The following is an 18,667-nucleotide window of genomic DNA, read 5'->3' as shown; positions in this document are numbered from 1 at the left end:
CCAACACTGGAACTGACGACTGATACGACCTGCCTCGGCTTCCCCGCATACCAGTGACCCATTCGCGCGCGATCATGCTCGCACCGATCAATGCCCATCGAACCGTCATCCTAACTTCCCCTCTGGTTTGCTCTGGCCAGTTCCACAACTCTGGCGGACGACCAGCCTGACCGCCGCAATGATGTTCTCCGCATCTGCTTTTCCCGCATTGATCTGCTTCAGAAGGAGGTGTGCGGCGCGCCTGCCCATAGCTTGCGGATCGACCGAGATCGTCGTCAGGGCCGGAACCGCCGTTTTCGCCTCGATAACGTCGTCGAAACCTACCACCGCGAAGTCCCGCCCCGGTTCCATGCGCCGAGCGCGCAATCCATCACACACGCCAAACGCCACCGCGTCATTGAAGCAGACGGCCCCGGTCGGTCGATCGCTGATGGTCATCGCACGTCCGATGGCTTCCACGCCACCTGCTCTCGAGGGAATGGACGGAACAACTAACTCCTCATCGAACTTAAGACCACTTTCGTCCATCGCTTTGCGGTAACCAGACCGTCGCTCGGCAAACACAGCCGTATCTGGAAAGCCTCCCAAAAAAGCGATCCGGCTATGCCCTAGCGACACCAAATGCTTGACCGCCATCGCCACGCCGCCAACGTTATCAGACACAATCGACGACATTCTCGCGCCGGGCAGGCTGCGGACTACCACAACCACCGGGATTCCTGACGCCACGAGCGGCTTGAAGTCTGCTGCATCGGTGGCGCGGGCCGGCGAAACGATAAGCCCCGAAATTCCATGCTCACGCATCGAGGCAACCACCTCTCGCTGCCGGTCGGTATTTTCACTCGTATTTGAGAGGAACTGGACGAAGCCCGCCGACTGGACGACCGTGTCGACCCCTACGGCCAACTCTGCAAAGAAGCTGTTTGTAAGATCGTTCACCACGACACCGATGATGCCCGATCTGGCGCTCGCCTGTCGAAGGTTTGCGGCACCCCGGTTGTAGACATACCCCAACTCGCGCATTGTCGCGTTGACCTTGGAACGCGTCGCTTCCTTCACCAGAGGCGAGCCCTGCAAGACCAACGAAACCGTGGACTTGGAAACGCCTGCGGCTTTGGCGATGTCGATGACAGTCAGTCTCGCCTTTGACATCGCAACCTCGGTCTTCTCAAATTAGGCTTCAAACAATTGGAACGTTCCTAGCTTGTCAAGCGGAATTTTATGTAATGGGAGCGCCTGTCACCCGCCGCTTTTGTCATTGCGCCCCGATGGTGTGCCATAAAGCCCCATATTTGCAGTCCTTTGGGTAGACCTAGCTTGAAGCGGTGCAGATCTGGGCCCGATGGGTGAGGGAAAATAGTTGTTGCAATTTAGAACGTTCCAATTTATTGAGTTAATCCGTGCGATCACGCCGGTCACGCGCGGCGTCCACAAACACCGGAGCGGTGTCGATCCATCGCTTGATCGTAGTCGGTGGAGGAGGTGGTCCATTCGAAGCCGGCACGGCCGGCGGCGAGGATATCAAGCCAAACAAACTGAACAGGGAGTGAATGGATGATACGCAACGTCATGAAGTCGGCCGTCCTCGCAGCGGCCACAGCGATGTTCGCCGCGGGTTCGGCCAACGCGGAGCAGGTCGTGCTAAAATTCTGGGACAACCAGCGGGCCGAATCCGATTTCAATCAGAATCAGCAGAACGCCTTGAAGCGCTTCGAGAAGGAAAACCCCGAAATCAAAGTAGAGCTTACCACAATACCATATTCGGAGTACCAACAGCGCTTGTTGACGGCGGTACAGGGCGGTAATGCGCCTGATGTAGCCACCCTGGATCAAATCTGGATGGGCGCCTTTGCTCAAGCCGGCGCAATTACGGCTCTCGACGACCAAGTCAAGACTTCCGGTCTTACGGGCGACACTTTCTTCAAAGGAGCCTGGGACTCGAACGTTTCTGACGGCAAGCTCTGGGGAATCCCCATCAACGTGGACGTTTGGTCCTTCACTTACTACAACACGGCACTCCTCAAAGAGGCTGGCGTTGATCCTGCCTCGCTAAAGACCTTCGAGGGATTGAAGGCAGCGGCGCCGAAGCTTACGGACAAGTCCAAGGGCCGCTACGGCATTGGCTTGTTCGGCCACAAGGGGGAAGACACGGTCGTCGTTCTCGATACTTTCATCTTCTCCAATGGCGGTAAAGTCTTGGATGAGAAGGGCAAATGCGCGCTCACCAGCCCTGAAGCGGTCGGGGCATTGAGTTACCTGCAGTCACTGGTGCCATATGCGCCGCAGGGCATCATGAACGCCAGTTCCGCAACGATGCGCGAACTTTTTCTAAACGGATCTCTTGCAACGGAGTTCTGGCCCGCGCTGGAGCAGCCGACTCTGCAGAAGTCCAAACTTGACTGGGATTTCGTTGTAGGGAATGCGCCCGAAGGTAAGACGGCGATTGGCACGTATGGTGGGTGGAACCTTGCCATCTTTGAAGCTTCCCAGCACAAGGAAGCCGCTTGGAAACTCATCCAGTTCCTAACCCGCGAAGACGTGAACGGCGATGTTGTCGAACTTGTCCCGGCAAACATGAAGGCCGCAAAAAGCTTTTTGGCGGCAAACCGCAAAGGTGCGGATCTCATCATCCCTCATCTCGAGAATGCCTCACCCCGGCCGTTGTCACCTCGCTATCTCGAAGTCGCCGACATCGAGGTGACTCTAGCGCAGGATGTATTTTCCGGAATGGATCCGCAGAAGGCAGCCGGCAAGGCCTGCACTGCTATCGACGCCCTTAACTAGTCACCAGGACTAAGCCGGGCTCGGGCTTTGCCCCGAGCCCGGCCCTCTCTATCGGGAAATGACACAATGTCCCATCGTGAACGCTGGATGGCCTGGATTTTCGTAGCTCCGGCGCTGCTGCTGGTCGGCGCACTTATGTATTACCCGATGATCGGCACCATAATTGAAAGCCTTTATTCGACCTCGTTCATCAACCCGGTGCCGAAGTTCCAGGGGCTTGCAGCGTATTACAAGATCTTGGCCGATCCGATCTTCGGCCAAGTAGTGTGGAACTCCCTCATTTGGACTGTCTTTGTGGTAGCACTGCAGAATGTGTTCGGCTTGCTGGTCGCACTGCTGCTCAATCAGCAGATGCCTGGCCAGGGACTTATGCGGTCGTTGGTGCTTTTGCCTTGGGTCCTCCCCGGCGTAGTGGCCGCCATCCTTTGGCGATTCATGTATGACCCGCAACTCGGTTTGGTGAACTCGTTACTTATTAGCCTGGGACTGATCGACCACGGTACCGCTTGGCTGGCGGAAACGTCGACAGCCATGGGCTCGATCATTATGGCGGCCGTATGGAAAGGGTTCCCCTTCTCGGCGATCGTCTACTTAGCGGCCCTGCAGACGGTCGACCAAGAGCAGGTCGAGGCCGCCAAGATAGACGGAGCGGGAGCGACTAGGCGCCTGTTTGACGTTGTGCTCCCCGGAATCAAAGACGTGATCGCCATCAATCTCCTCCTTACCACTATCCTCACTTTCAATTACTTCGACATAATCTGGGTGATGACAAACGGTGGCCCACAGAATGCCACAGCCATCTTCCCAACCCAGATCTACGAACTCGGTTTCGGACAATTTCGCTTTGGCGAAGCCGCTGTATATGGCGTTTTTTCAATCTTGGTCCTGGCGCTGCTGATAATGGTCTATTTCGGCGTTTTGTCGCGCGGCCGGCATAGGGGGAAGGCGTCATGAACACCCGTTCCCACAGGAGCCGCCAAGCCGCACTGCTGGCCCTCAACGTCGTATTGGCGCTGATAATCCTGGTGCCCTTCTTTTGGATGGTTTCAGTGTCGTTGAAGCCGGCGGCCGAGCCTTTTTCCATTCCCGCCAGGCTGTGGCCGGAGAACCCGACCTTCGACAACTACATCACTGCATTCCGGCCGGAGTTCCGAACCTATTTTATGAATTCGGTCATCGTTTCACTGTCCACCGTCATCATCACCGTTTCGTTAGCCCTGCTGGCCGCCTATGCATTTACGCGCACCCACGTCCGCCTACTTATCATCGCCATGACGCTGGTGATCGTCACGCAGATGTTCCCGGCCAGCGCCATCATCATCCCGATCTACAAGATGATGAAGGGGGCCAACCTACTCAACACATATACGTCGTTGATCCTCGCCTACGTCACCGTAACCTTGCCGGTGGCGATCTGGATGCTGCGTGGCTTCATGGCCAATTTGCCGCTGACACTCGAAGAAGCGGCGGCGATCGATGGGGCCGGGCCGTTCAGAACGTTTTTCGAGATAATCGTGCCGCTTTGCCGGCCGGGGATAGTCGCCACTGCAGTCTTTGTGCTTATCGTCACCTGGCAGGAGTTCCTCTTTGCGCTCTCCTTTACCTCGACCAAGGAGATGCGCACGCTGCCAGTTGGAGTGAATGACTTTATCGGCCAGTACGGCATCCGCTACGGAGAGCTCATGGCCTCATCCGTGATGATCTCCATGCCCGTGGTCGCTGTCTTCTTCTTTCTGCAACGACAGTTCGTAGCAGGCCTGACGGCCGGCGCGGTGAAGGGCTGACGTGTCGGATATCATGCTCTTGGATATTCCTGAGCCCAGCATCGCGTTGCTGACGTGGGACTGGCTGGAGAAGCTGAACGTAGTGCCCTCTGATCCAGACGTGCATGTGCATATTCTCACCGGTACTGACGTTGGCGCCTTAGCACTTGGCACCGACATCGCCGGCTACATGGGCCGACCTGAGCGGGAGTTCATGGAGTTTCAGTTTGCTCGATGCGGGCTGAACGACCGTCGGAGGCGTTCCCAAAACCGACCATCGCCGTCAACGATTTATCGTGACAAATACTCCACAGCTATGACTGCTGTCCGTAGCATCGTCCACGAAGGGATATGATCTTGGCCTCCGTAACGTTGTCATCCGTATCTAAATTTTGGGGCTCCTTTGTCGCCGTGGAAAAGATCTCGCTCGCCATGGCCGATGGCGAGTTCATCGTGTTGCTCGGGCCCTCTGGCTGTGGCAAGTCCACCACAATGCGCATGATCGCCGGGCTCGACGACCCGAGCGCTGGCGAGATTCGCATAGACGATCGTGTGGTCAACGATTTGCCCCCGGGTAAACGCGACCTCGCCATGGTGTTCCAGAACTATGGCCTCTATCCGCATATGACCGTGGCGGACAATATTGGTTATCCGCTCAAAGTCGCAGGTGTGAACCGTGAGGAACGCGAGCGCCAGGTACGCGCCGCCGCCGAGCGCGTCGAACTCGGCGGGCTTCTAGAGCGCAAACCCGGTCAACTGTCCGGCGGGCAAAGACAGCGCGTGGCGCTCGGTCGTGCCATCGTACGCACGCCCAAACTGTTTTTGATGGACGAACCTCTGTCCAATCTCGACGCCAAGCTGCGCGTCTATATGCGCGCGGAATTGAAGCACCTGCAGCGCGACCTCGGTACCACTACGATCTATGTGACGCACGACCAGGTCGAAGCGATGACGCTGGCTGACCGTGTCGCCGTGATGGCGAACGGCAAACTACAGCAGGTCGGCACACCCCTCGACATCTACAACACGCCGGCAAACGTCTTTGTTGCCGGCTTCCTCGGCAATCCACCCATGAACCTGCTTCCGATAGCAATTGCCGACGGACGGGTGCAGGACTCCGAGTTGACGCTTGCGGCTCCGGCCGGCGTGAACGGCGCGATCACCGTCGGCCAGCGACCCGAAGATATGCGGCTCAGCGAAACAGACGCGGGTAATATGGCCGGCGAGGTTTATACCACCGAACTATTGGGCGACAGCACGCTGGTTACCGTAAAGGTCGGCAAAAACTTGGTCGCCGTGAAGACCGACAAAAATACCAAGGTGCACATGGGAAAAAACGTCGGCATCCGCTTCGATCCGAAACATCTGCATTTCTTCGACACGACCAGCGGCACGCGGGTCGCGTTCGACGCAAGTAGGTGAGGCTAGTCAATATCTCATGCAGCGTGACACCTACAAAGTTGAATTCACAGTCGAGCCTTGAGGTAAGATAATGAACGCCGAATTGCGTTGGGGGATTCTAGCGACCGGCTGGATTGCTGATCTCTTTGTCCAGGATTTGCAGCTTGCCGGTCATCGTGTCTCGGCTGTCGGCTCTCGAACACAGGCAGGAGCCGACAAGTTCGCCAATCGTTTCAGTATTCCCAACGCGCACGCCAGCTACAAGGACCTTTTGTCGGACCCGGAGGTCGATATTATCTATGTGGCTACACCCCATCCGATGCACGCCGACAACGCGCTTAAGGCGCTGACCGCCGGCAAGCACGTGCTTATCGAAAAGCCATTCACGATCAATGCACGGGAAGCGCGCAATGTCGTTGATTTCGCCTCTGCGAAAAACCTGGTCGTGATGGAGGCGATGTGGACGCGCTTCCTTCCTCATATGGTGCGCATCCGGGAGATCATCGCATCAGGAGTGCTTGGAAAGATCTATTCGGTGATCGCCGATCATACTCGTGACCTTCCTGGCGATCCCAATCATCGGCTCAACGCTCTGGAACTCGGCGGAGGCGCCCTGCTTGATCTCGCCATTTACCCCATTTCGTTCGCCTTTGACGTGCTCGGAGAGCCTGAACACATCGTTTCGATGGCTCGGATTAAGGAGACAGGAGTGGACGCTGAGGTAGCAACTATCTTCCAACACGCCGGCGGGGCTTTGTCTACCACCATCTCCAGTCTCGACAACACCGGACCCAATGTTGCATCGATCCTCGGCACCGAGGGGAGAGTTGAGATTGCATCTACCTGGTATTCGCCAACTTCATTTCGCCACATCGACAAGAATGACAGGGTGATAGAAGAGTATTCGTCGTCGGTAGCAGGACGTGGCATGCAATATGAAGCTGCCGAAATGGAGAGGCTTGTGACGGCTGGAAAATTGTCCGGTGAGATCATGCCTGCTAACGAGACCGTGTCGATAATGCAATCACTTGATACGATCAGGGCGCAAATCGGACTGCGCTATCCGAACGAATAGAGCATTTTAGTTGATTTCGGTCGAGAAGTGCTGGAGCGGATGCCGCGACGACGGCCGCGGACCGCACCTTGGCTTGGGCTGGTAGACCTCCGGCGGCTTTATTACTTGATTACTTGAGCAAGCCCTTGATCCTAAAGTCAGGGTCTATCAGCGAACTGGCCGCAACCACAGTTCCGCGCTCGATGAGCTTCTCGAGAACACTCATGTCCCTCGCGACCGTGTTCCCCTGTCCTATTGCGGCGGCCGCTGAGACCCGGGCATCTTGATCGCACTGAAAGACGATGCGGACCCCACCGGAGGCTGCGCGGTGATGTATATCCCGGGTTAGATCGAACTGCCCTGCGACCTGCAGAGTCAGATCGAACTGATCCGACCAAAACCACGGGACTTTCTGGTACTCTCCACTGGCACCGAGCATGGCTGCTGCGGCATGGGCACCCTGGTCCTGTGCGGCCTTCCAGCTTTCAAGTCGCATACGGGCTCCTCGCCACTCGAAATTGCAGCAGTCGCCTGCGGCGAAGATATTGGGTTCGGAGGTTCGGAATGCGCTGTCGACAACAATCCCGTTATCCACGAGCAGACCGGCCTTTTCGGCGAGCTCGGTATTAGGGATCGCCCCGACGCCAGCGATAACGGCGTCGAACTCCAGTTCAATCCCGTTGGCCAGCACAATGCGGTTCGTTCCAGCCTCGGTGACGACAGTACCAGTCAGAATCTTGACCCCTGCGGTTTCGTGCCGCGCGTGAACGATTTGGGCGATCGCCCCGGGCACGGCGCGTCCGAGAATGCGCGGTGCGGTCTCGATCACCGTAACCTCGGCACCTGCCTGCCGCGCAGTCGCGGCGAGTTCAAGGCCAATGAATCCGCCACCAATGACCCCGATGCGCGCATTGCTGCTGAACTCCAGCATAATGCGCCGCGCCTGCACATCGGTTCGTAGTGTGAGACAGCCTTCAAGGCCAGGAAACAATCTGGCACGGGCTCCCGTCGCAAGGAGCAACTGATCATACGTCAAGAGCGTGCCATCGGCGAGGTGAATCTCCCGCCTCTCAGGCACCAGAGACTCGACCAGCGCACCACGTCGGAGTTCGATCCCTGCTCCGGGATAGGCATCTTCGGCACGAATGGCCTTGGGATTGGCTAGCATCGTCTTGGATAACGGCGGTCGTTCATATGGCAGAGCTTTCTCTGCAGTCAGCAACGTTACCGACCCTTGAAAACCAAGTTCCCGCAACGTGAATGCGGCGCGGACACCGCATTCTCCGGCGCCGACAATAGCTATCTCTGCCATGCGGTCCTTCACTTCAGCTCTTGAGAACGACTTTGTTGTCTGGCGCAAACTGTTCGTTCAATGGAACCAGAGCAGCGCCAATCGCGCGGGCGTTAAACCCGATCGAGCCCACACGGAACTCAGGAATGATGATGCCCTCCAGATCGTAGCCTGCCACTCGTTCCCGGACGCTCACGATGAGACGATCGAGGAGAGGTCGCAAGAGGACGCCGTCAACAACGACACTATCGGCTTCGATGAAGCTCGTGCCAGAGATGGCCGCAAAAGCAAGTGCATCCGCCGCCAGATCGCACCACTCATCGAAACAGGCAAGTGCCGGTTCATCAAGCTTGGCGACGGATCCACCATCTTCACGGAACGTCTTCATTGGCAATTTGTGCTGCGCCGCAAGGACCTCCAACCGATTGAGGGAGGCGGCTTGACTCAACCGCGCGGGCGCTGGACTCCTATTGTGCGATCCAAGTTTAAGAGGGATTGCACCCACCGCGCCCGCGTTGCCGGTGTGGCCGGTAATTAGATTGCCCTCCAAAACAACACTGCCGCCAATCAAGGTGCTGATGTAAAAGTATACGATTGACCGATTCCGGTTCTCTCTCCGGAAATCAATCTCAGCCAAGCAAGCAGCGTCAGCGTCATTGAGCACCACGGCGCTCAAGCCGGAGGTTTCTTCGACCCTGGCGACCATGTCGGCCTCCCGCCAGCGTGGGGATGCACCGCCAGGATCACCGATGACGGCTATGCCAGACTCGATCGCCGTTGGAGCAGCAATACCTACGCCCACGAGTCTGGATTTCTGGACGCGGCTCAAATCATCCTTCAGGCTGTCGAACGCTGTTCCCATCAGGCCCGAGACGACGTCCGCGTCGAGGGCATCGTAGGCAAAGCTTTTCTTAGCAATCACCCGGCGGTCGAACGATAGAGCCAGCAGATCCAAGGAGCGGCGGCCAATCTTGACCCCGATCGAAATCGCTCCATCCGGTGCAATCTCGATCGGAGTAGAAGGCTGACCAATCCGGCCGCGGATTACGTCCTTCTTCCGCAGGTATCCTTCCTTGAGGAGGCGATTTACGATAATCGTGACCGTTTGCGAGGACAAATGTGTAATGCGCGCGATCTCGGCCTTGGAAAGCGCGCCAGCCTCCTGGATCAGACTAAGGATTAAGCGCTCATTGTAGTGTTTGACACCTATCTGGTTGCCGCCACGGTGCGTCGCGTTGCCTACGAATGCGTTGAAGGTGCTGTCGACTGACATTAGATACAGCTCGCGTTTTCAGGGGCGTTAAGATCGGAAACGCCGGTTATCATGGCGCCCTTCTCGTTACTGCTGGCCGGTCTTGACGTCCAGAACGCCCGCGATGCCATCGCGCCAGTGCCCGCCGCGTCTGATATCCCAATTGAGGCTCCCTTTGAGCGCGTGAATGCGGTCGTAGTGCTTCGTCTTCCACCCGTCAGCTTGCCGTAGGATCGACGGCCGAAATCTGGCATGATTTTTTTTGTAAATCAACCGGATTTAGTTATTGACCATTTGTTGGAATATTGGCATGTTGTAGGCCGATCGGGCCTTTCGGGGCGAGATCGAAAGGAGCATCCGATGGACGATCTTAAGTTTGGAACGCGCAGCAAGCGCGGCGATTGGGCTCCCAACGAGCTGTTGGAGCCGGCGCCAATATGGCTCTTCCCTCCCAATCCAAAGAAGCTTCTGAAGTGGCTTCCATCTTACTTCTTTCCGTACAACCTGCTGTTCATGGTCTCGGCACTCGCCTACTGGCAGCTGGTTGTCCCTGACGCCGCAGTCCTGCAGAACTTTGCATGGGGTTGGTCGCTGAAAATGCTGGCGGTGAACCTCATCCTGGCCTTTCTCTGGTACCAAAGCTGGGAGTTGCCGCTTTACGTTCGCCGTCGGCAGGGGAACCGATTTAAGTACAACCACAAGTTCCCGGCGGATCAGCAATCAAATGTATTTTGGTTCAATAAGCAGACCCTCGACAATATGCTGCGGTCGCTGCTGATCGGTGTACCGATATGGACGTGCCTGCAGGTCTTGATGCTGTGGAGTTCCGCGAATGGATACATACCCTGGCTCAACTTCGCCGAGCACCCTGTGTGGCTCGGGGTCGTGGCTGTCGTGGTGCCAATAATTCACGACTTCCACTTCTATTGCATCCACCGGCTGATCCACGTCCCAGTGCTCTACAAATACGTCCATTCGGTGCACCACAACTCCATAAATCCCAGCCCGTGGTCATCGCTATCGATGCATCCCATTGAGCACTTGCTCTATTTCGGGGTGGTTTTCTGGCACTTCGTTATCCCCTCAAACCCCGTCATTGCACTCTACCAGCTACACTTCGCGGGTTTCGGCGCCGTGCCTGGGCACATCGGTTTCGACACGGTTGAGACCAGCGATGAGCAGGGGTTCGATACCCACGCCTATATGCACTACCTCCACCATAAGTATTTCGAGGTGAATTACGGAGGCGAGGGGCTCGTCCCCGTGGACCGGATGTTCGGCACCTATCACGACGGGTCGAAGGAATCTGACGAACGGATGAAGGCGCGTTTCCGCGCCAAGAAAGAGCGCCTCAAGGACAAATCGGCCTGAACCCGCTCGAACCCTGTTGCCTCAAAATCTAGCGAGAGTGACGATGCCTTGGATTGACGTTTGTGGAGCCGACGACCTGGAAGAGGAAGGCGGCCTACGGTTCGACCATGCAGGTAAGACGTTCGCAATCTTCCGGAATCATCAGGACCAGTATTACTGCACGGACGGGCTTTGTACCCACGAGAATATCCACCTCGCCGACGGGTTGGTGATGGAGAATACGGTGGAATGCCCCAAGCATGCCTCGGTCTTCGACTTCACAACCGGCGAGGTCGAGACGCCTCCCGCCTGCGATAACCTGCGCACCTACGCCGTTAAGGTCGAAGGCGGCCGCGTGATAATCGATGTCTGAGGAGACCATCCGTTGACCGACATCAACGCGAAAGCCGTAATCGCGGAAGTCACGGCTCTTCCGGAGACGGTTGAAAAGGTCCGCGGCTTGCTATGCGACTACGGGCGCATTGTTCGGCAAGAACCTGGGAACCGAGCGTTTGCCTGCCGCCAAGTCGACGGTCGACCAGACAAGTTTGTCGTCTACGAGGTCTACGCGGACCAGGCGGCCTTCGAGACGCACCTTTCCGCACCCGAGAACGCTCGATTGAACGCCAAGCTTGGGACCCTCGTTCAGGGTGCCGGTTCAGTCCTGACCTTCCTGATACCCGTTGAGTAAGCGAGACTCATTAAAGGGAGTCGCATTTCGCGGAGACCCACGATCATGTACCACAACAGACCTCACGTCGAAGACATACGCGCGAAGAAGCGACGGGGCGAAAAGCTTTCGATGCTCTATGTCACCAGCACGGAGGAAGCCGCCGCCGCCGCCGCTGCGGGGATCGATCTCCTGTCAATCGAGGCAAAGGACTTCACCCCCGAAATGCGTGAGGCGGCGGGGGCGTGCTTCGTGCAGATCGGCCTGACGCCGCCAACGAAAGGAACCGTGGACGGAAAGCTGCTGGTCAGCGCCGAGCAATTCCTGGAGGCGGCTTACCGCTACACAGCGATTGGGGGCGATTGTTTCTATTGTGCCGCTTCTTTCGATATCCAGAGGACAATGTGCGAAAATCACATTCCGATTGTCGCTCATGTGGGCCTTATTCCATCTTACGTTACCTGGACCGGCTGGCGCGCTGTCGGAAAGACCGCATCAGAGGCGCTGACGATGTGGAAGCGACTAAAACGGCTCGAGGAAATCGGTTGTTTCGCTGTTGAGCTTGAGGTCGTTCCCGGCCGGATAGCCGAGTTCTTCGCCAAAAACACATCGATGATCTACTTCAGCCTCGGTTCGGGCTCAGGTGGCGATGTCCAGTACCTGTTCGCAGAGGACGTGCTCGGCTACGGCCGGAACCGCCTTCCGCGCCACGCCAAGGCGTATCGCAACTTCAAGGCCGAGTTCGACCGACTGAATAGTGAACGCGTCGCGGCATTCCGGGAATTCCGGGCTGACATCTATTCCGGTGCCTATCCCGGACCCGAACACACTGCGGCGATCCCGGAGGCTGAATTTGAAACCTTTCTTAGTCACTTGGGATCTCGATAGTGAGACTTGCTCCGTCTCAATATCAGTATCCACTTTTTCGATCTATTCTCAGTTGAGATAGACTAATTGTCCCTCGGTCCGCAGGGATTTCCATCGCAGCCGCGCTGGTCGTACCGGCACGGCGTCCAGCATTCTTCGACGCCCGCGAGACCGAAAGGCAAAATCATGACCGTTGGCATTCAACCCAGCAAGCTCATCGACGGAAAAGCAGTCGCAAACACCCTTACCACGCAGATTGCCGCCGATGTAGCTGCGCTGAGATCGGCAACCGGAAAAGTGCCGGGCTTGGCAGTGATCTTAGTGGGAGAAGACCCAGCGAGTGCTGTCTATGTCGCATACAAACACCGTCAGACGCTTGCGGTGGGTATGGCGTCCTTTGAACACAAACTTCCAGCCGACACCAATCAGGACGACCTGTTGTCAATCGTTAATGAATTGAATCAGGACCCTTCTGTGCATGGCATTTTGGTACAGCTACCATTGCCGTCTCAGATTGATCCGAACATGGTTCTCAACGCGATTGATCCGACCAAAGACGTCGACGGGTTTCATGTCCAGAATGCCGGCAGGCTGGCGACCGGCCAAGAAGGGTTCGTTCCGTGCACTCCTCGCGGCTGCCTATTGCTCCTGAAGCATCGTCTCGGCGATTTAGCTGGTCTCCACGCGATCATAGTTGGACGAAGCAATATCGTCGGCAAACCAATGGCCCAACTGTTGCTGGCTGAGAATTGCACTGTAACAGTCGCTCATTCGCGGACCCGCGAACTTCCGGCTCTCTGCAGGATGGCCGACATTCTAGTCGCCGCGGTCGGACGCGCAGAAATGATCCGAGGTGATTGGATCAAGCCAGGCGCGGTTGTCGTCGACATAGGTATCAATCGGGTGACCCAAGGCGGAAAGCCGCGCCTTGTTGGCGATGTCGCATTTGCAGAGGCTGCTCACGTTCAAGCGATTACACCTGTCCCAGGCGGCGTGGGTCCGATGACAATCGCGTGTTTGCTCGCGAATACCCTTTCCGCATTCCGTCACACCTTGGCGGCGCGAAACAACTGAGGAACGAACAATGTCGAAATTTGCACTTCGCGTGAAATGTCGTTCCACCAGGGGCATAGTGGCTGCGATCTCCAGCTTTCTCGCTGATCAAACTTGCAACATCACGGACAGTGCGCAGTTTGACGATGTTGATACTGGCAACTTCTTTATGAGAGTGAGCTTCCGGTCTGAAGGTGGGCGAAACCTGGACGAGCTCCGCGTCGGCTTCGATCCAATCGCATCGCGCTTCGCGATGGATTCAGAATTCTTTGACGAGGCCGTGAAGCGAAGAGTTATCGTCATGGTCTCTCGCTTCGGCCACTGCCTCAACGATCTCCTCTACCGTTGGCGCATTGGCGCTCTCCCGATCGATATCGTGGCGGTGATCTCCAATCACATGGAATATCAAAAGGTCGTGGTGAATCACGACATTCCGTTTCACTGCATCATGGTAACGAAGGAAAATAAAGCCGAAGCGGAAGCCCAGCAGATGCTTGTAGTGACCGAGACCAAGGCCGAGCTGATCGTTCTAGCTCGCTACATGCAGGTTCTCTCGGATGAAATATGTCGGAAGATGTCCGGCCGCATTATCAACATCCACCATTCGTTTCTTCCTTCGTTCAAGGGCGCCAATCCCTACAAGCAAGCGTATGAACGCGGAGTGAAATTGATCGGCGCGACCTCTCATTACGTCACTGCCGATCTAGATGAGGGGCCGATCATTGAGCAAGACATCATTCGGGTGACACATGCGCAGTCCAATGAGGATTACGTCAGCTTGGGTCGTGACGTTGAAGCACAGGCCTTGGCACGGGCGATACACGCCCACATCCATGGCCGAGTTTTCCTAAACGGGAACAAGACGGTTGTATTTCCACCATCACCCGGTTCGTTCGCCTCAGAACGAATGGGGTAGCGATAGAAAGGTTCTGTCGCAAACTTTTCGGAAAGGTCATTTGCAGCTTCCGGCCTGCTCGGCGAATTCCGCCGCAATCATGGCTGGGACGAATGGGCACACGACCCCCGCTACACCAACGAGCACTGGCGGATGGAGAGCGTCTTCCTGCGCGCGAGGGATATGGCCATCGCTGAGGCGGCCGGAAACGCGTGAATGGAAATTGTGCCTCAGCTGACATTCCTATGACCTGAGCGTTTATCCGGGACCTCATTTCCATGATACAGAAACGGCAGTTGCGGCTCGGAGCGTAAGACGGCAGAGCTTGCCGCCACTACTCCGCAGCCTCGGCATAGTGCGCTGGCACATAGTTGAGAATGGGTCCGAGCCAGCGCTCCACTTCCGCGAGCGGCATGTCCTTGCGGCGTGCATAGTCCTCAACCTGGTCGCGTTCGACCTTGGCGACGCCGAAATAATAGCTTTCGGTATGCGACAGATAGATCCCCGACACAGACGAGCCGGGCCACATCGCATAGCTTTCGGTCAGGCTCACCCCGGCATTGCGCTCGCTGTCGAGCAGCCGGAACAGTGTGGCCTTCTCGGTGTGGTCGGGCTGGGCGGGATAACCGGGCGCCGGGCGGATGCCGCGATAGGGCTCGCCGATCAGCTCGTCCGGCGCCAGCTTTTCGTCGACCGCATAGCCCCAGAACTCCTTGCGCACCTTCTCGTGCATGCGCTCGGCGAAGGCCTCAGCGACGCGGTCGGCCAGCGCCTTGACCATGATCGACGAATAGTCGTCATTGGCCCTCTCAAATCGTTCGGCGATCGCCACCTCCTCGATGCCGGCCGTGACGATGAAGCCGCCGATGTAGTCGGGCTTTCCGCTGTCCACCGGCGCGACGAAATCCGACAATGCGACATTGGCCTTGCCGTCGCGCTTGGTCAGTTGTTGGCGCAGCGTGAAGAAGGTCGCCAGCTCCTGCGATCGCCCCTCATCCGTGAACAGCCTGATATCGTCGCCGGTGGCATTGGCCGGCCAGAAGCCGATGACGCCGCGTGGCGCAAACCATTTTTCGGCGATGATCTGCTTCAGCATCGCCTGCGCATCCTCGAACAGCTGGCGCGCGGCGGGTCCTTGCGCTTCGTCTTCGAGGATCTTGGGATAGCGCCCTTTCAGCTCCCAGGTCTGGAAGAACGGCGTCCAGTCGATGTAGCGCGCGAGTTCCGTGAGATCCCAGTTCTCGAAGACCTTCACACCTGTGAAGGACGGCTTCGGCGGCTCATATTCAGACCAATCGATCCGATGCGCATTGGCCCTCGCCTTGGCCAGCGGCAGCCGCTGCTTGTCGGCTTCGGACCGGGCATGCGCGTCGGCGACTTTCTTGTATTCGGCGCGCAACGTGTCGACATACTTCGCCTTGCTGTCATTCGACAGCAAGGACGACACCACGCCGACCGCCCGGCTGGCGTCGGTGACGTAGACGGTCTGGCCTTTCGCATAGCGCGGGTGGATCTTGACCGCCGTGTGCACGCGGCTGGTCGTCGCGCCGCCGATCAAAAGCGGAATGTCAAAGCCTTCGCGCTCCATCTCGGCGGCCATGTGCGCCATCTCGTCGAGCGAGGGCGTGATCAGGCCGGACAGGCCGATGATGTCGACATTTTGCTCTCGCGCCGTCTGCAGGATTTTTGCCGCCGGCACCATGACGCCGAGATCGATGATCTCGTAATTGTTGCAGGCCAGCACGACGCCGACGATGTTCTTGCCGATGTCGTGGACATCGCCCTTCACCGTCGCCATCAGGATCTTGCCCGCCGTCTGGCGTTCGCCATTGTCGATGCCATTGGCGGTATTGGCCAGCTTCTCGGCCTCCATATGCGGCAGCAAGCCGGCCACCGCCTGTTTCATCACCCGCGCCGATTTCACCACTTGCGGTAGGAACATCTTGCCGGCGCCGAACAAGTCGCCGACGACGTTCATGCCGGCCATCAGCGGGCCTTCGATGACATGCAGCGGGCGCTCGGCGGCCAGCCGCGCTTCCTCGGTGTCGGCATCGATGAATTCGGTGATGCCGTTGACCAGCGCATGGCTGATCCGCTGCGCAACTGGCAATTCGCGCCAGGCGAGGTCGCGCTCCTTGGCTTCCTGGCCCGCCGTGCCCTTGAAGCGTTCGGCGATCTCCAGCATGCGTTCGGTGGCGGTGCCGCCGCCTTTCGGTTGACGGTTGTTGACGACATCCTCGCAGGCTTCGCGCAGGTCGGGATCGATGGATTCGTAGACGGCAAGCTGTCCGGCGTTGACGATGCCCATGTCCATGCCCGCCTGGATAGCATGGTAAAGCAACACCGCATGCATGGCCTCGCGCACCGGCTCGTTGCCCCTGAACGAGAAGGACAGGTTCGACACGCCGCCTGAGATATGGACATGCGGCAGCGTCCCGGTGATCTCTCCCGTCGCCTCGATGAAGTCGATGCCGTAATTGTCGTGCTCCTCGATGCCGGTGGCAATGGCGAAGACATTGGGGTCGAAGACGATATCCTCGGGCGGGAAGCCGGCCTGTTCGGTCAAAAGCTTGTAGGCGCGGGTGCAGATTTCGACCTTGCGCGCTTTGGTGTCGGCCTGGCCGTCCTCGTCGAAGGCCATGACGACCACCGCCGCGCCATAGGCGCGCACGAGTCTGGCATGATGCAGGAATGCCGCCTCGCCTTCCTTCATAGAGATGGAGTTGACCAGCGGCTTGCCCTGCACGCATTTCAGGCCGGCTTCGATGATCTCCCATTTGGAACTGTCGACCATGACAGGAACACGGGCGATGTCCGGCTCGGCGGCGATCAGGTTGAGGTACTCCACCATCGCCCTCTTCGAATCGATCAGTCCCTCGTCCATGTTGATGTCGATGATCTGCGCGCCATTGGCGACTTGGTCGCGCGCCACGTCGAGCGCGGCGACATAGTCGCCCGCCGTGATCAGCTTGCGGAACTTGGCTGAGCCGGTGACATTGGTGCGCTCGCCGACATTGACGAAGGGAATCTCATCCGTCAGCGTGAACGGTTCCAACCCGGACAGGCGCATCTTGCGCACGATGTCGGGAATGGTGCGCGGCGGATATTTCCGCACCGCCTCTGCGATGGCGCGGATGTGCTCAGGCGTCGAACCGCAGCAGCCGCCAACGATATTGACCAGCCCCTCGCGGGCGAAATCCTCGATCTGCGCGGCCATGAATTCCGGGCTCTCGTCATAACGGCCGAATTCATTGGGCAGGCCGGCATTTGGATAGGCGCAGACAAAAGTGTTGGCGACGCCTGATATCTCGGCCAGATGCTCGCGCATGGCATTGGCGCCGAGCGCGCAGTTGAGGCCGATGGTGAAGGGGCTGGCATGGCGCACCGAATGCCAGAAGGCGGTCGGCGTCTGGCCGGACAGCGTGCGGCCGGACAGATCGGTGATGGTGCCGGAAATCATCACCGGCAGGCGCACGCCCTTCTCATTGAAGACCTCTTCTGCTGCGAAGATTGCCGCCTTGGCGTTCAGCGTGTCGAAGATCGTCTCGATCAGGATGATGTCGACGCCGCCATCGATCAGGCCGCGCAGCTGCTCGCCATAGGCGAGGCGCAATTCGTCGAAGGTCACGGCGCGATAGCCGGGATTGTTGACGTCGGGCGACATCGAGGCGGTGCGGTTGGTCGGCCCCAGCGCGCCGGCGACGAAACGGCGCTTGCCATCCTGCTGCTCGGCACGAACAGCGGCGCGCCGCACCAGCCGCGCGCCATCGCGATTCAGCGCATAGACGGCATCCTCCATGCCGTAATCGGCCTGGGTGATCGACGTCGAGGAGAAGGTGTTGGTTTCGAGGATATCCGCGCCTGCGATGGCGTATTGATAGTGGATCTCCTCGATTGCCTTCGGCTGCGTCAGGATCAGAAGATCGTTGTTGCCTTGCTGATGGCAGGCGCAGCCGGCGAAGGCCTCACCACGGAAATGATCTTCATCGAAACCCAGCCCCTGGATCTGCGTGCCCATGGCGCCGTCGAGGATGAGGATGCGCTCACGCGCCGCTGCCGTCAGCGCCGCAAGCACTTCCGACTCGTCGGGCTTTGCCGCGACGGAGCCGAACAATGCGTCCAGCGATGCAGAATTCTGCGACATTTTCATCCTCAAGACGACAGTAGTGTCCATTCACATAAAGACATCTTTATGTCAACATACGCGCTCCAGCCTGGGTGTCGCGCACCGGAGAGAAAGTTTTGTGTCAAAATCGGTCCAAAAGCAGATGAGATGGATGAGCGGCA

At 57.9% G+C, this 18,667-nt stretch carries 16 protein-coding genes; 12 read left to right on the top strand and 4 right to left on the bottom strand.

Features of this window, described 5'->3' with window-relative positions:
* Nucleotides 1-105 precede the first annotated feature (105 nt).
* On the bottom strand, nt 106-1,152 hold the full coding sequence (locus tag NKJ40_RS12790) for a LacI family DNA-binding transcriptional regulator (protein ID WP_023721608.1): 1,047 nt from the start codon (nt 1,150-1,152) through the stop codon (nt 106-108).
* A 402-nt stretch (nt 1,153-1,554) separates the two neighbouring features.
* On the opposite strand from NKJ40_RS12790, the gene NKJ40_RS12785 reads away from it, so the two are divergent.
* The 6 genes from NKJ40_RS12785 to NKJ40_RS12760 all read left to right on the top strand — a co-directional run bounded on the left by NKJ40_RS12785 (nt 1,555) and on the right by NKJ40_RS12760 (nt 7,023).
* The gene (locus NKJ40_RS12785; RefSeq protein WP_023721607.1) at nt 1,555-2,784 is read left to right on the top strand and encodes an ABC transporter substrate-binding protein; all 1,230 of its coding nucleotides are present in this window, start codon (nt 1,555-1,557) and stop codon (nt 2,782-2,784) included.
* 66 nt (nt 2,785-2,850) lie between these two features.
* Nucleotides 2,851-3,738 (top strand): carbohydrate ABC transporter permease, encoded by an 888-nt coding sequence (locus tag NKJ40_RS12780; protein WP_031194747.1) that lies wholly within the window; start codon nt 2,851-2,853, stop codon nt 3,736-3,738.
* Nucleotides 3,735-4,568, top strand: a complete 834-nt coding sequence (locus NKJ40_RS12775) for a carbohydrate ABC transporter permease (protein WP_023721605.1) — start codon at nt 3,735-3,737, stop codon at nt 4,566-4,568. Before NKJ40_RS12780 ends, NKJ40_RS12775 begins: the two co-directional genes overlap by 4 nt.
* A gap of 1 nt (nt 4,569) precedes the next feature.
* Nucleotides 4,570-4,902, top strand: a complete 333-nt coding sequence (locus NKJ40_RS12770) for a Clp protease/crotonase-like domain-containing protein (protein ID WP_031194746.1) — start codon at nt 4,570-4,572, stop codon at nt 4,900-4,902.
* 2 nt (nt 4,903-4,904) lie between these two features.
* Nucleotides 4,905-5,969: an ABC transporter ATP-binding protein gene (locus NKJ40_RS12765; RefSeq protein ID WP_352466338.1), complete on the top strand. Its 1,065-nt coding sequence runs from the start codon at nt 4,905-4,907 to the stop codon at nt 5,967-5,969.
* A gap of 70 nt (nt 5,970-6,039) precedes the next feature.
* Complete coding sequence (locus NKJ40_RS12760) at nt 6,040-7,023, top strand: Gfo/Idh/MocA family protein (protein WP_023721602.1); 984 nt, start codon at nt 6,040-6,042, stop codon at nt 7,021-7,023.
* 109 nt (nt 7,024-7,132) lie between these two features.
* Here the strand turns inward: NKJ40_RS12760 and NKJ40_RS12755 are convergent, their stop codons facing one another.
* Together NKJ40_RS12755 and NKJ40_RS12750 are read right to left on the bottom strand one after the other, a co-directional pair.
* Nucleotides 7,133-8,314 carry an NAD(P)/FAD-dependent oxidoreductase gene (locus NKJ40_RS12755; RefSeq protein WP_352466337.1) on the bottom strand — a complete coding sequence of 394 codons (1,182 nt, stop codon included), beginning with the start codon at nt 8,312-8,314 and terminating at the stop codon, nt 7,133-7,135.
* Between the two features lie 13 nt (nt 8,315-8,327).
* Nucleotides 8,328-9,566, bottom strand: coding sequence for an ROK family transcriptional regulator (locus NKJ40_RS12750; RefSeq protein ID WP_023721600.1), 1,239 nt, complete (start codon nt 9,564-9,566; stop codon nt 8,328-8,330).
* A 339-nt stretch (nt 9,567-9,905) separates the two neighbouring features.
* Here NKJ40_RS12750 and NKJ40_RS12745 point away from each other — a divergent pair, with 339 nt between their 5' ends.
* The 6 genes from NKJ40_RS12745 to purU all read left to right on the top strand — a co-directional run bounded on the left by NKJ40_RS12745 (nt 9,906) and on the right by purU (nt 14,401).
* On the top strand, nt 9,906-10,916 hold the full coding sequence (locus tag NKJ40_RS12745) for a sterol desaturase family protein (protein ID WP_023721598.1): 1,011 nt from the start codon (nt 9,906-9,908) through the stop codon (nt 10,914-10,916).
* Nucleotides 10,917-10,953: 37 nt separating this feature from the next.
* A complete protein-coding gene (locus NKJ40_RS12740; RefSeq protein ID WP_036245547.1) occupies nt 10,954-11,268 on the top strand; it encodes a MocE family 2Fe-2S type ferredoxin in 315 nt (104 codons plus the stop codon).
* Nucleotides 11,269-11,280: 12 nt separating this feature from the next.
* Nucleotides 11,281-11,586, top strand: coding sequence for a putative quinol monooxygenase (locus NKJ40_RS12735; RefSeq protein ID WP_023721596.1), 306 nt, complete (start codon nt 11,281-11,283; stop codon nt 11,584-11,586).
* 45 nt (nt 11,587-11,631) lie between these two features.
* On the top strand, nt 11,632-12,453 hold the full coding sequence (locus NKJ40_RS12730) for a 3-methyl-2-oxobutanoate hydroxymethyltransferase (protein WP_023721595.1): 822 nt from the start codon (nt 11,632-11,634) through the stop codon (nt 12,451-12,453).
* Nucleotides 12,454-12,618: 165 nt separating this feature from the next.
* The gene (gene folD, locus NKJ40_RS12725; RefSeq protein WP_023721594.1) at nt 12,619-13,506 is read left to right on the top strand and encodes a bifunctional methylenetetrahydrofolate dehydrogenase/methenyltetrahydrofolate cyclohydrolase FolD; all 888 of its coding nucleotides are present in this window, start codon (nt 12,619-12,621) and stop codon (nt 13,504-13,506) included.
* A 10-nt stretch (nt 13,507-13,516) separates the two neighbouring features.
* Complete coding sequence (gene purU / locus NKJ40_RS12720; RefSeq protein WP_031194740.1) at nt 13,517-14,401, top strand: formyltetrahydrofolate deformylase; 885 nt, start codon at nt 13,517-13,519, stop codon at nt 14,399-14,401.
* Between the two features lie 313 nt (nt 14,402-14,714).
* On the opposite strand, the gene metH is transcribed toward purU, so the two are convergent.
* The gene (metH, locus tag NKJ40_RS12715; RefSeq protein ID WP_352466336.1) at nt 14,715-18,524 is read right to left on the bottom strand and encodes a methionine synthase; all 3,810 of its coding nucleotides are present in this window, start codon (nt 18,522-18,524) and stop codon (nt 14,715-14,717) included.
* Nucleotides 18,525-18,667 lie beyond the last annotated feature (143 nt).

Source organism: Mesorhizobium sp. M0119, from assembly GCF_040322615.1.
Lineage (GTDB): Bacteria > Pseudomonadota > Alphaproteobacteria > Rhizobiales > Rhizobiaceae > Mesorhizobium.
The sequence above is the reverse complement of the archived record's forward strand: the minus strand, read 5'-3'. Positions and strand labels throughout refer to the sequence as shown.

Bases quoted from the DNA above. Each gene is read 5' to 3' on its own strand.
- NKJ40_RS12775 (WP_023721605.1), top strand. From the start codon at position 3,735: ATGAACACCCGTTCCCACAGGAGCCGCCAAGCCGCACTGCTGGCCCTC.
- NKJ40_RS12745 (WP_023721598.1), top strand. From the start codon at position 9,906: ATGGACGATCTTAAGTTTGGAACGCGCAGCAAGCGCGGCGATTGGGCT.
- NKJ40_RS12755 (WP_352466337.1), bottom strand. From the start codon at position 8,314: ATGGCAGAGATAGCTATTGTCGGCGCCGGAGAATGCGGTGTCCGCGCC.
- purU (WP_031194740.1), top strand. From the start codon at position 13,517: ATGTCGAAATTTGCACTTCGCGTGAAATGTCGTTCCACCAGGGGCATA.
- NKJ40_RS12780 (WP_031194747.1), top strand. From the start codon at position 2,851: ATGTCCCATCGTGAACGCTGGATGGCCTGGATTTTCGTAGCTCCGGCG.
- NKJ40_RS12750 (WP_023721600.1), bottom strand. From the start codon at position 9,566: ATGTCAGTCGACAGCACCTTCAACGCATTCGTAGGCAACGCGACGCAC.
- NKJ40_RS12785 (WP_023721607.1), top strand. From the start codon at position 1,555: ATGATACGCAACGTCATGAAGTCGGCCGTCCTCGCAGCGGCCACAGCG.
- NKJ40_RS12730 (WP_023721595.1), top strand. From the start codon at position 11,632: ATGTACCACAACAGACCTCACGTCGAAGACATACGCGCGAAGAAGCGA.
- folD (WP_023721594.1), top strand. From the start codon at position 12,619: ATGACCGTTGGCATTCAACCCAGCAAGCTCATCGACGGAAAAGCAGTC.
- metH (WP_352466336.1), bottom strand. From the start codon at position 18,524: ATGTCGCAGAATTCTGCATCGCTGGACGCATTGTTCGGCTCCGTCGCG.
- NKJ40_RS12790 (WP_023721608.1), bottom strand. From the start codon at position 1,152: ATGTCAAAGGCGAGACTGACTGTCATCGACATCGCCAAAGCCGCAGGC.
- NKJ40_RS12760 (WP_023721602.1), top strand. From the start codon at position 6,040: ATGAACGCCGAATTGCGTTGGGGGATTCTAGCGACCGGCTGGATTGCT.